Genomic DNA, 13,608 nt, shown 5'->3' with positions numbered 1-13,608 from the left:
CCGCGGAAATGTCGCAATTCGGCAACATTGTGATATGATTGCATCAGTTCGCAATTCCCGCGGGCGATCGCACTCAGCTCAATTGCCGGTATGACCAGCGCAGAGACCACCGCTTCAACATTACACGCGTCACCGGCCGGGCCCAATCCAGAGGCAGGGGCGGAGGCGCGCGGCTTCCCCTTGCGGCGCTGGCTGGCGCCGTTCGCCATCGCCCTTGCGCTGCTGTCCGGCTTCCTGACCTTCGTGGTGTTGACCAACCTGACCCCGATCGAGCCGACGCCCGAGGTGGTCCGCTCGTTCCTGATGATCAATGCCGGCACCATCCTGCTGCTGGTCGGGATCATCGTCCGGGAAGTCTGGCAGATGGTGCAGGCGAGGCGGCGCGGCCGGGCGGCGGCGCGGCTGCATGTGCAGATCGTCGGCCTGTTCTCGGTGATCGCGGTGCTGCCCGCCGTGCTGGTCTCGATCGTGGCCAATGTCACCATCGAGCGCGGCCTCGACCGGCTGTTCTCGGGTCCCACCAAGGAGGTGATCCAGAATTCGCTGACCATTGCCAGCGCCTACATGCAGGAGCACGCCCAGCTGATCCGCGGCGACATCCTGGGGATGGCCAACGACATCTCCCGTGCGCGGCTGACTCCGCTCTACGACCAGGACCGCCTCTCGTTCCGCGAGTTCCTGACCGCAGCCGCGGCCGCGCGCAACCTGCCGGTCGTGGTGCTGATGGACAAGGACGGCCACATCCTGGAGAGCGCCGAGACCGGGATCAACCTGAGCTACGCGCTGCCGCCGCCGGATTTCCTCAGCAAGGTCAACGACACCGATCCCGAGATCTCGGTATTCCCGGAGAGCTATGTCGCCTCCGTGGTTCGCCTCAAGACCTTTGACGACACCTTCCTCTACGTGGCGCGGCTGCTTGATCCGGCCGTGGTTGCCCAGCTCAAGCAGACCCAGACCAGCGCCGCCGAATATGCCCAGCTCGAGACCCGCCGGCTCGGCATCCAGGTCGCATTCGCGCTGATGTTCGCGGTGATCGCGCTGACCATCCTGATGGCCTCGGTGCTGATCGGGCTGAACTTCGCCAACGGCCTGGTGTCGCCGATCCGCCAGCTGATGGGTGCGGCAAGCGAGGTCTCGACCGGCAATCTCAACGTCCAGGTGCCCGTCAACAAATCGGCGAGCGACCTCGCGCTGCTCGGCGAAACCTTCAACAAGATGACGCAGGAGCTGCGCACCCAGCGCAACGAGCTGGTCGATGCCTCCGAGACCATCGACAGCCGCCGCCGCTTCATCGAAGCGGTGCTGTCGTCGGCGAGCGCCGGCATCATCGGGGTCGACGGCTCGGGCAGCGTCGGCATCCTCAATCGCTCGGCGGAGAAGCTGATCGGGCATGCCGAGTCGGAGACGCTCGGTCATCCGCTTTCGGACGTGCTGCCCGAACTCGACGAGATGATGAAGACCGCGCGCGAGGGCACGCAGCGGCTGGTGCAGGGGCAGGTGACGATCCTGCGCGACGGCAACGAGCGCAATCTGTCGGTTCGGGTGTCGGCCGAGCAGACCAGCCAGTCGCGCGACAGCTACATCATCACGCTCGACGACATCACCGAACTGGTCTCGGCGCAGCGCACCTCGGCCTGGGGCGACGTCGCGCGCCGCATCGCCCACGAGATCAAGAACCCGCTGACCCCGATCCAGCTTTCGGCCGAGCGCATCCGCCGCAAATTCGGCAAGACCATCACCGAAGCGAAGGACAAGTCGATCTTCGAGCAGTGCACCGACACCATCGTGCGCCAGGTCGACGACATCAGGCGCATGGTCGACGAGTTCTCGCGCTTTGCGCGGATGCCGAAGCCCGTGATGGAAGGCGAGGACGTCGCCGACGTGGTGCGCCAGGCCGTGTTCCTGATGAAGGTCGCGCATCCCGATCTCGACATCGAGGCCGACATCAAGCAGTCACCGCTGCCGGCGCAGTTCGACCGCCGGCTGATCTCGCAGGCACTGACCAACATCATCAAGAACGCCACCGAGGCGATCGAGCAGGTCCCGCCCGAGGAGCTCGGCAAGGGCCGCATCGACGTCGTGGCGCAGCGCGAGAATGACGACATCCTGATCGACGTCGTCGACAACGGCATCGGCCTGCCCAAGGTCGCGCGCGCGCGGCTGCTGGAGCCCTATGTCACGACGCGGGCGAAGGGGACCGGCCTCGGACTTGCGATCGTCGGCCGCGTTCTCGAGGACCATGGCGGCCGCATCGAGCTCAAGGACGCCTCCGATTTCCGCGAGGGCCAGCGCGGTGCCTGGATGCGGCTGCGCTTTTCCGTCACCGGCCAGGCGGCCAAGCCTGAGACGAAGCCCGAGGGCAAGGAGCAAAAGCCGGACGAGACCGAACCCGACAGCGAAAAAAATCCGCCGCAAGAGCCGACCAACGGCCCGGCACAGGCGACCAACAATGAACCAAAAATTCAAGAACCAATCCAAGATCCCGCTAATCCAGAACCCAATAATCAAGAGCCAAATGCGCAACAGCCAGAAATCCATGTGCCAAAATTCAAAGCCGCGACGGGCGACTGACAACGCAGGTGTAACCCATGGCCAGTGACATTCTGATTGTCGACGACGAAGCTGACATTCGCGACCTCGTCGCGGGCATCCTGGACGATGAGGGGTTTTCCACGCGCACCGCGCGCGACAGCGATTCGGCGCTCGCCGAGATCGCCAACCGCCGCCCGAACCTGGTGTTCCTCGACATCTGGCTGCAGGGCTCCAAGCTCGACGGCCTGCAGCTGCTCGAGCAGATAAAGAAGGACAATGCCGATCTGCCGGTCGTGATGATCTCCGGCCACGGCAACATCGAGACCGCCGTCGCCGCGATCAAGCGCGGCGCCTATGACTTCATCGAGAAGCCGTTCAAGTCGGACCGGCTGATCCTGGTCGCGACCCGCGCGCTGGAGACCTCGCGGCTGAAGCGCGAGGTGAAGGAGCTGAAGCAGCTGGCTCCCGCAGCCAGCGTGCTGACCGGCCGCTCGGCCTGCATGAACCAGCTACGCCAGACCATCGACCGTGCCGCCAAGGCCAACAGCCGCATCCTGATCGTCGGGCCGTCCGGCGCCGGCAAGGAGCTCGCCGCGCGGACGCTGCATCACGCCTCCGGACGCGCCGAGGGACCGTTCGTGGTGATCAACGCCGCTGCGATTACGCCGGAGCGCATGGAGATCGAGCTGTTCGGCATCGAAGGAGCCAATGGCGAGCAGCAACGCAAGGCCGGCGCGCTCGAGGAAGCGCATGGCGGCACGCTGTTCATCGACGAGATCGCGGACATGCCGCGCGAGACCCAGAACAAGATCCTGCGCGTGCTGGTCGATCAGACTTTCCAGCGCCAGGGCGGCACCAGCAAGGTGCATGTCGACGTCCGCATCATCTCCTCGACGGCGCGCAATCTGGAGGAAGAGATCGCGGCGGGCCGCTTCCGCGAGGACCTCTATCATCGCCTCTCGGTGGTGCCGATCCGGGTGCCGCCGCTGTCGGAGCGCCGCGAGGACATCCCCGAGCTGATCGACTATTTCATGGACCAGATTTCGGCGGCGACCGGCCTGCCGAAGCGGCAGATCGGGCAGGACGCGATGGCTGTGCTGCAGTCGCATGTCTGGCCCGGCAACGTCCGCCAGCTCCGCAACAACGTCGAGCGTGTGATGATCCTAGCGGGCGGCGGCCCGGAGGCGATCATCACCGCCGACATGCTGCCGCAGGACGTCGGCTCGATGGTGCCGGCGATGCCGACCTCCAACAACGGCGAGCACATCATGGGCCTGCCGCTGCGCGAGGCGCGCGAGGTGTTCGAGCGCGATTATCTGATCGCCCAGATCAGCCGCTTCTCCGGCAATATCTCGCGCACCGCGGAGTTCGTCGGCATGGAGCGCTCGGCGCTGCATCGCAAGCTGAAGGCGCTCGGGGTCGGCTGACCCGGAACGCTCCCGGGCCGGCGGTCTGGAGCGACGCCCCGGCGATCCGCCGGGGATACCGGAGCCTGTTCGGGCTCGGGCCGGGTGGCCGGTGAGGCGAGAGTGGAGCCGGTACAACCGGGGATTTATCCACTCCCCACGAGAATATTCGTCTCTTTCCCTGCCATTTCTTAGAATTGCCACCGTGTTCCTACCGACTGCACTGCGAACCGGCTTGCCTAAAAACCGCGCGTGGCCTCTAATCCTACCGCTACGCCTGCCAGAGGGGGATCTCAGGGCAGGCGGGCAGCCGGAGGAGGCCCCGTCAGAGGGCCGCAACTGGTTCAATAAAAAGAAGCACAAGCTTGCGGGACAAAAACAATGGCGGCAGACCGCGCACAAAATCTACAAGACACCTTCCTGAATCACGTTCGTAAAACCAAGACGCCACTGACGATATTTCTGGTCAACGGAGTAAAGCTGCAGGGCATTGTCACATGGTTCGACAATTTCTGCTTGCTGCTGCGGCGCGACGGTCACTCGCAGCTGGTCTACAAGCACGCGATCTCGACCATCATGCCCGGCGCCCCGATTCAGCTGTTCGAAGGTGGTGAGGACGCACCGGCTTGAGAGTGAACTGATTGGAACCCTTCGATCGTGAAGGGGGCGCCGACCGGACCAAATCCAGGGCCGGGCCGGCGGGGAACGGCAGCAGCGGGCGGGTGATCGTCATCGGCCCGTACCTGCGCATGCGCCGCGGCGACGGCGATGCGCAAACGGAGTCCTTTGTCCGCGACTATGAAGCCCGGATCGAGGAGGCCGCCGGCCTTGCTGTGGCGATCGAGCTCACCGTGGTCGACTCCATCGTCGCGCCGATCAGCCAAATCCGGCCCGCGACCTATCTCGGCAAGGGCAAGGTCGAGGAGATCAACGGCCTGGTCGCCAGCAACGAGGTCGAGCTCGTGGTGATGGATTGCGCGCTGTCGCCGATCCAGCAGCGCAACCTGGAGAAGGCCTGGAGCGCCAAGGTGCTCGACCGCACCGGCCTGATCCTGGAGATCTTCGGCCGTCGCGCCAAGACCAAGGAAGGCGCGCTGCAGGTCGAGCTCGCCCATCTCAATTACCAGCGCAGCCGCCTGGTGCGGTCGTGGACCCATCTCGAGCGCCAGCGCGGCGGCTTCGGCTTCATGGGCGGCCCCGGCGAGACCCAGATCGAGGCGGACCGTCGCCTGATCAGCGAGCGCATCACCAAGCTCGAAGGCGAGTTGAAGAAGGTGCAGGCGACGCGGCGGCTGCATCGTGCCGGCCGCCAGCGCGTGCCGTACCGCGTGGTGGCACTGGTCGGCTACACCAATGCCGGCAAGTCGACGCTGTTCAACCGCCTGACCCGATCAGACGTGCAGGCCGCCGACATGCTGTTTGCGACGCTGGACCCGACGCTGCGCGCACTCAACCTGCCGCATGGCGGCAAGGCGATGCTGTCGGATACGGTCGGCTTCATCTCCAATCTGCCGACCCAGCTGGTGGCCGCATTCCGCGCCACGCTGGAGGAGGTGCTGGAAGCCGACATCATCCTGCATGTCCGCGACATCTCGCATGAAGATGCGGAAGCGCAGGAGCGCGACGTCGAGGGCGTGTTGCGCCAACTCGGCATCGATCCCGACGCCGATGGCGGCCAGCGGGTCATCGAGGTCTGGAACAAGATCGATCGCTTCGATCCGGAGGAGCGGGACAATCTGCGCAACATCGCGGCACGCCGTCCGCCGGAGCGGCCCTGCTTCCTGGTTTCGGCCGCAACAGGCGAGGGGATCGACGCGCTGTTGACGGCGATCGAGGATCGCCTCGCGGCCAAGCGTACGACCCTGCAGCTGTCGATCGACGCCTCCGACGGCGCCGGCATCAGCTGGCTGCATCGCAATGCCGAGGTCCTGGACAAGGAGCTCAATGGCGAGCGTTTCGACATGACGGTGCGCGTCGACGAGACCAAGCGCGACATCGTCGTGCGCCGGTTCGCCGCGGTGCCCCACGAGGTCTGAACGAAGCACGCGGGCCGGTCGCAATCCCCCGAAATGTGACGGCGCGGTGACGCGGCCTCACTCCGGCCCGCCTGCGACGTGCCGCCGCACTTTCTGTTTGAAATCTGCGCCGCCTTGGTTCATTGCGCTGCGAGACGCAAAGCCGAGGCCGATCGATGCAGGACACGGAAACCATCACCCACGCCACGCTCGCCGGCCAGCACGGTGATCTCGCCCATGCCCGGGCGCCCGAGATCGTCGATGCGCTCAATGCCAGGGAGCCGGAGGAGGCCGCGCAGCTGCTGCGGTCGCTGCCGTCGGAGAAGGCGATCGAGGTGCTCGACCTGCCCGGGCTCGACAACACCTGCGAGATCCTGGCCGAGCTGCCGACCGACGCCGCGGTGTCGCTGCTGTCGGGCGTCTCCGATGACCGCGCCGCGGACATCTTCAAGGAGCTGGTCGAGCCGCTGCGCACCACGCTGCTGAACGGCCTCAATCCGGAAACCCGCAACGTCATCTCGGGGCTGCTCGCCTATCCCGAGCGCAGCGCGCCGGCAGCATCATGACGACCGAGTTCGTCAGCGTGCCCTCGACCTGGACGATCGCCGAGGTGCTGCATCACATCCGGATGGTCGAGCGCACCCGCGAGACCGTCTATTCGATCTTCGTCATCGACCCGGTCAAGAAGACCCTGATCCAGGCCGTGCCGCTGCGCCGCCTGATCTCGGCCGATCCGCATGCCAACGTGCTGACCGCAGCGCCTGCGCGCAAGCCGCTGATGATCGCGCCGGAAGCCGACCGCATGGAGGCGGCGCGGCTGATCTCGCGTTACGATCTGCTCGCGGTTGCGGTCGTCGACGGCCCCGGCCACATCCTCGGCATCGTCACGGTCGACGACGTCATCGACGCCATCGTCGAGGAATCGACCGAGGACGCCCAGAAGTTCGGCGGCATGGAAGCGATCGACGAGCCTTACCTGCGGATCGGTTTCGGCGAGATGATCAAGAAGCGCGCCGGCTGGCTGTGCGCGCTGTTCCTGTCGGAAATGCTGACCGCGACCGCGATGCAGTCGTACCAGAGCGAGCTCGAGAAAGCGATCGTGCTGACGCTGTTCATCCCGCTGATCATGAGCTCCGGCGGCAATTCCGGCTCGCAGGCGACCTCGCTCCTGATCCGCTCGCTGGCGCTGCACGAGGTGCGGCTCGGCGACTGGTGGCGGGTCGCGGTGCGCGAACTGCCGACCGGCATCGTGCTCGGCGCCATCCTCGGCCTGATCGGCATCATCAGGATCACGCTCTGGCAGACGCTCGGGCTGTTCGACTACGGCCCGCATTGGGTGCTGGTTGCCGCGACCGTCGGGGTCGCGCTGGTCGGCATCGTCACCTTCGGTTCGCTGTGCGGCTCGATGCTGCCCTTCATCCTCAAGCGCATCGGCTTCGACCCCGCCAGCGCCTCCGCGCCGTTCGTCGCGACGCTGGTCGACGTCACCGGGCTCGTGATCTATTTCGGTGTTGCCGCGGTGATCCTGCACGGGACGCTGTTGTAGGCGAGGAGGACGCGGCTGCTCCACATATTCGATATCGTCCCTGCGAAACCGGCGACCCATAACCACAGGCCATCGTGTATATACGCGGTCGTAGTTTCACGCGACAACGTCGTCCGTCGATGACTCGCGCGGAACTGTCGCCGGCGGCCTATCGATAGATCACGCGGTATGGGTCCCTGCTTTCGCAGGGACGACGGTGGTAGTTGCGGTCTTCGCCTCATTCCACAACGCGTCCATCTCCTCGAGCGTCGCGTCTTCGAGCGAGCGGCCCTTCGCCGCCAGCGCCTTCTCGATATAGGCGAACCGCCGCTCGAACTTGGCGTTGGTCGCGCGCAGCGCGGTTTCGGGATCGGCATCGACGTGGCGGGCGAGGTTGACCAGCGCGAACATCAGGTCGCCGGTCTCTTCCGCGATCTCGGCCTTGTCGTTGCGCTCCAGCGCGGCCTCGATCTCGTCGGCTTCCTCGCGGATCTTGGCAAGCACCGCGCGCGGATCGTTCCAGTCGAAGCCGACGGTGGAGGCCTTGCGCTGCAATTCCATCGCCCGCGTCAGGGCAGGGAGGCCCGCCTTGACGCTGGCGAGCAAGGATGTGTGTGCGGTGTCCTCCGGCGGCCGCCGCGCCGCGCGCTCGGCCTTCTCCTCGGCCTTGATGCGCTCCCAGGCGCTCTTGACGCCGGCGGGCTGGATATTGCCGTCCTTGTCGGCAAACACATGCGGATGTCGGCGGATCATCTTCTTCGTGATCGCCTCGACCACGTCGCCGAACGCAAACGCGTTCTGCTCTTCGGCCATCCTTGCGTGATAGACCACCTGCAGCAGCAGGTCGCCGAGCTCCTCGCGCAGATCGTCGAGATCGCCGCGCGTGATCGCATCCGCGACTTCATACGCCTCCTCGATCGCGTAGGGCGCAATCGTCTGGAAATCCTGCTCGAGGTCCCACGGGCAGCCGGTCACCGGCGTGCGCAGCGCAGCCATGATCTCGATCAGGCGGGAAATGTCGCGGGAAGGGGTCATGGGCCACCGGGCTGTGAGGGTAGACGCCTTATGCCAAATCGACCCTGTCGATCCCAGCAAAACGCGCCGGAATCGCGGCGCTGTCCACCGATTGGCCGTCAGGCCAAGGGATGCTAAAGCCCGTTCCATGACCGATCAGAACACTTCCGACACGGCGCTGGTGCTGTTTTCCGGCGGCCAGGATTCCACCACCTGTCTGGCCTGGGCGTTGTCGCGCTTTGCGCACGTCGAGATGCTCGGTTTCTCCTACGGCCAGCGCCATGCCGTCGAGCTCGATTGCCGCGACCGGCTGCTGGCCGGGATCAAGCACGTGCGGCCCGACTGGGCGGCGAAGCTCGGCGACAGCCATACCCTCGCGATCCCGACGCTGTCCGAGATCTCGGACACCGCGCTGACCCGCGACGTCGCCATCGAAATGGGCGCGGATGGGTTGCCCAACACCTTCGTGCCGGGCCGCAACCTGGTGTTCCTCACCTTCGCTGCGGCGCTCGCCTACCGGCGCGGCATCCGCCACATCATCGGCGGCATGTGCGAGACCGACTACTCCGGCTATCCGGATTGCCGCGACGAGACCATCAAGGCGTTGCAGTCGGCGCTCAACCTCGGCATGGCCAAGGACTTCGAACTGCACACGCCGCTGATGTGGCTCGACAAGGCCGCGACCTGGCGGCTCGCCCACGAACTCGGTGGGGCAGGGCTGGTCGACCTGATCCGTGAGCACTCCCACACCTGCTATCTCGGCGAGCGCGGTGCGCAGCACGATTGGGGCTACGGCTGCGGCGAATGCCCGGCGTGCAGCCTGAGGGCCAAGGGCTGGCGGGAGTACGTCGCGCAGGGCAATCACTGAGTTGCCCCGGCAGCTGTCCTACTTATCCGTCATTCCCGGTGCGCAATGGTGCACCTGAGAGCTCGCGCCGAGAGGCGCGCCCCGGAATGACGGAAGAGAGAGGAAAACGCCGCTACTCGAAATCCGCGGCCGTCAGGACGATCGGTTGGCCGTGCGGGGTGCGGTCGGCGGCGTGGTCCCAGGCATCGCGATAGCGATGCAGGGTCTCCGACGTCGTGACGCCTTTGGCGGCGACGAGATGCTCGAGGGTTGCCAGCCAATGCTGGTAATAGGTCTCGCCGGTGTCGGGATCGCCGGCGGCCTGCGCGCGCTTGATCTGGTCGGCGAGCGCCGCTGCCCATTCGGGCCAGGTGAACACGCCGCGATCATGCAGCGTCAGCGCCATCGCGAAGGCCTGCGCTTCCCAGGGCGCGCGGAACACCGGGCCGTCCTGATCGCGGGGGATGCTGGAGACGGCGCTGGTCGCGCGCGCGGCGGCGCCGGCATCCATCACACCGCCTCCAGATACGGCTCGAACGCGTCGATCGAGACCTTGATGGTCGGATCGGAGTCCGGTCCCCACAGCTCACGTCCATCGAACACGACGGTGTAGAGCCACTGCGGGTGCTCGCCGGCGTCGTTGGCCGCCGTATCGGGAAATACGTGGCAGCCATGATCGCGCTCGACGATGCCGACATGACCGCGCACATAGCGCGGCAGCCGCGTGTGCGTGGCAGGGTGGATGTTCTTCGCCCGCACCCGATCGCCGGCCTTGAACTTCGCCGAGGCCGGCGCCGCGCGGCCGAACTTGCCGCGCATCATGATGCGCTCGACGTCGGCCATCGAGAACGTGCCGTGCTTGAGCGTTTTCGCCGGCGCAACGGAATGTCCGGATGCTACGTCGTCCCTGGAGATGTAGCCCTTGTCGAGCAGCAGGGCTTCCAGCCCAAGGAACCATTTCTTGTAATAGGAGCTCGACAGATAGACCTGCGGGGGCAGGGTCTCGCGATAGAAGCGGGAGGTGTCGATGTTGAAGGCGCCGGCCGCGCCCATCGCGCGGACCATCGCGAGCACGCGCGATTCCCATTCCTCATGGAACATCGGCTCGTTCGGCTCGGGCTCGACCTTGCCAAACCCGTCCATGCCGCCCATGTCGTGGACGCCGTTCACGACGGGGCTCCCGGCGTTTTCGGGAATCCGGTGCCGATCATCGAGTCGCGCGTCACGAGTTCGGCGAGTTGTTCTTCGCTCCAGCCCTCGGTGCCTGCGGGCCGCATCGGCAGCACCAGGAAGCGCGTCTCCGCGGTCGAATCCCACACGCGAATTTCGGTATCCTTGGGCAGACTGACGCCGAAATCGGCAAGCACGCCGCGCGGATCCTTGACCGCGCGCGAGCGGTAGGGCGAGGCCTTGTACCAGACCGGCGGCAGGCCGAGCATTTCCCAGGGGTAACAGGAGCAGAGTGTGCAGACGACCATGTTGTGGCGGCCAGGCGTGTTCTCGATCGCGACCAGGTGGTCGCCGACCCGGCTGACATGGCCGAGGGTGCCGACCGCCTTGGAGGCGTCCTCGAGCAGCGCCTTCTTGAAGGCGGGATCGCTCCAGGCCTTGGCGACGACCCGGGCGCCGTTATGCGGGCCGATCTTGGTCTCATAGGCCTGCACGATGGCATCGAGCGCGGCAGACTCGACATAGCCCTTTTCGGTCAGGATCGATTCCAGCGCACGGACGCGCAGTTCGGTCTCCGACAATTCAGAATGGTCGTGATCGTGGTGGTGATGATCATGTTCGCTCATGCCCACAGAATAGGCGAAACCGCCGTGCTATGTCGAGGCAAGCCGTACACAACAATGCGAGCTGGGAGGTATGCGTGGTTGACGATGTGACGATCGAGAAGGGCCTCGGGCCGGAGGGGCGCATCGCCGTGGTGCGGTTCGACCGCGGCGACGCAGACGGGTGTCACGGTCGACAAGCGCGGCTCTAGCGTTTGGTGATGCCGCCGCGACCGGCGAGGTCGGCCTCCCAGCCGAACACCGAGCGTCCGTCGAGGCCAGGCGAACGCGCGCGCTCATTGGCCACGAAGGCATCGAAGGACGGACCGGTCGCCGTGCGTTCCAGCCTGCGGGCCTGATCATCCAGCCGCTTCAACGCTTGCAACTCCTCGTCACGGCCGAGCTTCGCCTGCTGCACCGCCGATTTCAGCACGCCGATGGTCTCGTCATAGACCTTGATCGGCACCGGAAACGGATGACGGTCCTTGCCGCCATGTGCGAGCGAGAACCGCGCCGGATCGCGGAAACGATACGGTGTCCCGTGGACCACCTCGGCGACCATCGCGAGCGACTCCACGGTGCGGGCGCCGACACCAGGCGTCAGCAGCAGTTCGGGGAAGTCCAGCGGTCCGCGCTCCGCGGCGGCGGCGAGGGTGCCGTGCAGGCGACGGATGAAGACGTCGCTGGAGCGCACATCGTGGTGAGCGGGCATGATCAGGTGCAACAGATCGCCCTGCGCTTCCACCTTCTCGGTCAGCTCTGCATATTCCCGCGCGATGCCGTCGGGACCGAGCCCGGCGAGCAAATCGAGCTGGGCCTCGCGCGAGGCCTCGGCGCGGTGGTCGGTCAGATTGACGATCTCACCCTGCGACGGGCCGTCGATCGCGCTGTGCGGCTCGTCGACAAAGCTGCGCAGGCCCTCCGAATGCCAATGATAGCGCCGCGCCTGACGCTTGCTGTCGCTCATGCCTTGCTGGACCACGGTCCATTTGCCATCCGCCGTGACGAAGAAGCCATGCAGATAGAGCTCGAACCCGTCCTGGACCGCGGCACTGTCGACCTTGGCGACCAGACGGCTGGCGCGGGTGAGGGCAACGCCATCGAAACCGGTCCGCTCGCCCAGCGACGTCAGCTCGTCCGGCGTGCGCCGCGAATGCTTGCCACGGCCGCCGCAGACGTAGATGCCGAGCTCGTCCTGCATCGGCGCCAGCCCGCGCTTGAGCGCGCCGATGACGCTCGTGGTGATTCCAGACGAATGCCAGTCCATGCCCATGACGGCGCCGAACGACTGGAACCAGAACGGATGCGAGAGCCGCTGCAGAAACGCGTCACGGCCGTAATGATGGACCACGGCCTGGGTGATGATCGCGCCCAGCGTCGCCATGCGCTGCGCCAGCCACGGCGGCACGCGTCCACCATGGAGGGGCAGATCAGCGCTGCCGGTACGTCGGGCCATCGATCTGCAAACCTCGGGTCATGCCTTCGATCGAGCCCCGACACGACATCCGTGAGTCAAGGCCGACGATCCTCGACGACTCCTGGCAATCCGTCGAGGATCGCGAGGGGATTGTGATCGCCAAACGCCCCGCTGTCGACCCTGCGGAGACCCGGCCGGATCATCCGGCTGCCTCCTCAGGCCGCCTCAGCGTTGATGCGCTCTGGGTCGCCGAGACCAGGCCCGGATCGAGCGCCGGCGCGTCCGCGCAATTGGAACAGGGGCGAATGCAAAACGTTTGAAAGATGCCGTCATCGCCTCAAGCAAGGGCATCCATGCCGATCACGGTCCGACCGACCCAGCCGGATATTGCCATTGCGGGCTTTATCTCGCGCAACACGAACCCGCCAACGGAACGCGCCGCCTCGATGCTGACATGGGCGGCGGACGAGCACGTCGTCTGCGCCCTGGCACTTGGATGGTGGCTATGGTGTCGGAGCAAGCCAAAGCCGCAGCGTCTGGCGAGCGATCATCTTCTGGTCACGGCGTTAGCCGCATCGCTGGTTCCGCACTTGCTCAAATCGGTATTCAATCAGAAGCGGCCGGACCGGCTCACCCTCCGTGGTCATCTGCACGGCGTCCCAATCTCTGGCAAAACTGAGGACTCGTTTCCGTCCGGCCATGCAATTCAGGTCGGCGCCATCAGTTCGGCAACGAGCCAGCTTCCCCGGGGCGAGCGCGGAATGGTCCGAGCGCTCGGCGCTTGCCTGATATCAACCCGCGTTCTGTTGCTCGCGCACTGGACGAGTGACGTCGTCGTGGGATCGGCGATCGGGGTGGTGCTCGAGCGGCTGATCCGGCGCGTCACAGGGTACGGGCGGCTCGATCAGGTCTGAGGCGATGCGTCGTTAGCTCAGGTCTGGGTCACAACATCCATCAGGCCAAGCCATAGGGAAGCAATGGAATAGCCGCCGGCAGTCGTGGCCACGTCCATATCCGGAATTCGCATAAGGTATATTATGGAATATTTATACTATAATTGGATCAAATATTTAGTGGGAA

Annotated in this window: 12 protein-coding genes and 1 pseudogene; 8 read left to right on the top strand and 5 right to left on the bottom strand. The window is 65.6% G+C overall.

All coding sequences use genetic code 11. The annotated features are described in order from the left end of the window. The first annotated feature begins 90 nt into the window (after positions 1 to 90). The 5 genes and pseudogenes from ACVMB0_RS26720 to mgtE all read left to right on the top strand — a co-directional run bounded on the left by ACVMB0_RS26720 (position 91) and on the right by mgtE (position 7,499). Positions 91 to 2,571, top strand: a complete 2,481-nt coding sequence (locus ACVMB0_RS26720; RefSeq protein ID WP_456754739.1) for a sensor histidine kinase NtrY-like — start codon at positions 91 to 93, stop codon at positions 2,569 to 2,571. 17 nt (positions 2,572 to 2,588) lie between these two features. Continuing rightward, positions 2,589 to 3,959, top strand: coding sequence for a nitrogen assimilation response regulator NtrX (gene ntrX / locus ACVMB0_RS26715; RefSeq protein WP_456754740.1), 1,371 nt, complete (start codon positions 2,589 to 2,591; stop codon positions 3,957 to 3,959). Between the two features lie 360 nt (positions 3,960 to 4,319). Then, a complete protein-coding gene (gene hfq / locus ACVMB0_RS26710; RefSeq protein ID WP_006020546.1) occupies positions 4,320 to 4,568 on the top strand; it encodes an RNA chaperone Hfq in 249 nt (82 codons plus the stop codon). Between the two features lie 11 nt (positions 4,569 to 4,579). Further along, positions 4,580 to 5,974 (top strand): GTPase HflX, encoded by a 1,395-nt coding sequence (gene hflX, locus ACVMB0_RS26705; RefSeq protein ID WP_461348200.1) that lies wholly within the window; start codon positions 4,580 to 4,582, stop codon positions 5,972 to 5,974. 155 nt (positions 5,975 to 6,129) lie between these two features. Continuing rightward, positions 6,130 to 7,499: pseudogene (gene mgtE, locus ACVMB0_RS26700) on the top strand (magnesium transporter). Between the two features lie 159 nt (positions 7,500 to 7,658). Here mgtE and mazG read toward each other — a convergent pair. Continuing rightward, a complete protein-coding gene (gene mazG / locus ACVMB0_RS26695) occupies positions 7,659 to 8,513 on the bottom strand; it encodes a nucleoside triphosphate pyrophosphohydrolase (RefSeq protein WP_461348199.1) in 855 nt (284 codons plus the stop codon). A gap of 127 nt (positions 8,514 to 8,640) precedes the next feature. On the opposite strand from mazG, the gene queC reads away from it, so the two are divergent. Continuing rightward, the gene (gene queC / locus ACVMB0_RS26690) at positions 8,641 to 9,360 is read left to right on the top strand and encodes a 7-cyano-7-deazaguanine synthase QueC (protein WP_461348198.1); all 720 of its coding nucleotides are present in this window, start codon (positions 8,641 to 8,643) and stop codon (positions 9,358 to 9,360) included. Between the two features lie 112 nt (positions 9,361 to 9,472). Here queC and ACVMB0_RS26685 read toward each other — a convergent pair whose 3' ends face one another. The 4 genes from ACVMB0_RS26685 to ACVMB0_RS26670 form a co-directional block, all read right to left on the bottom strand. After that, on the bottom strand, positions 9,473 to 9,850 hold the full coding sequence (locus tag ACVMB0_RS26685; RefSeq protein WP_461348197.1) for a nitrile hydratase accessory protein: 378 nt from the start codon (positions 9,848 to 9,850) through the stop codon (positions 9,473 to 9,475). Then, entirely contained in the window at positions 9,850 to 10,509 is a 660-nt protein-coding gene (nthB, locus tag ACVMB0_RS26680; RefSeq protein WP_461348196.1) for a nitrile hydratase subunit beta, read from the bottom strand. The genes ACVMB0_RS26685 and nthB overlap by 1 nt, the downstream gene beginning before the upstream one ends. After that, the gene (nthA, locus tag ACVMB0_RS26675; protein ID WP_456754747.1) at positions 10,506 to 11,135 is read right to left on the bottom strand and encodes a nitrile hydratase subunit alpha; all 630 of its coding nucleotides are present in this window, start codon (positions 11,133 to 11,135) and stop codon (positions 10,506 to 10,508) included. Before nthA ends, nthB begins: the two co-directional genes overlap by 4 nt. A gap of 184 nt (positions 11,136 to 11,319) precedes the next feature. Next, complete coding sequence (locus ACVMB0_RS26670; protein WP_461348195.1) at positions 11,320 to 12,567, bottom strand: DUF763 domain-containing protein; 1,248 nt, start codon at positions 12,565 to 12,567, stop codon at positions 11,320 to 11,322. A gap of 20 nt (positions 12,568 to 12,587) precedes the next feature. Here ACVMB0_RS26670 and ACVMB0_RS26665 point away from each other — a divergent pair, with 20 nt between their 5' ends. Beyond that, positions 12,588 to 12,848 carry a hypothetical protein gene (locus ACVMB0_RS26665; RefSeq protein WP_461348194.1) on the top strand — a complete coding sequence of 87 codons (261 nt, stop codon included), beginning with the start codon at positions 12,588 to 12,590 and terminating at the stop codon, positions 12,846 to 12,848. Between the two features lie 33 nt (positions 12,849 to 12,881). Next, positions 12,882 to 13,442, top strand: a complete 561-nt coding sequence (locus ACVMB0_RS26660; protein WP_461348193.1) for a phosphatase PAP2 family protein — start codon at positions 12,882 to 12,884, stop codon at positions 13,440 to 13,442. Positions 13,443 to 13,608 lie beyond the last annotated feature (166 nt).

This window comes from Bradyrhizobium sp. USDA 4451 (genome assembly GCF_054822585.1).
This window is presented reverse-complemented; position numbering and strand designations above follow the sequence as displayed.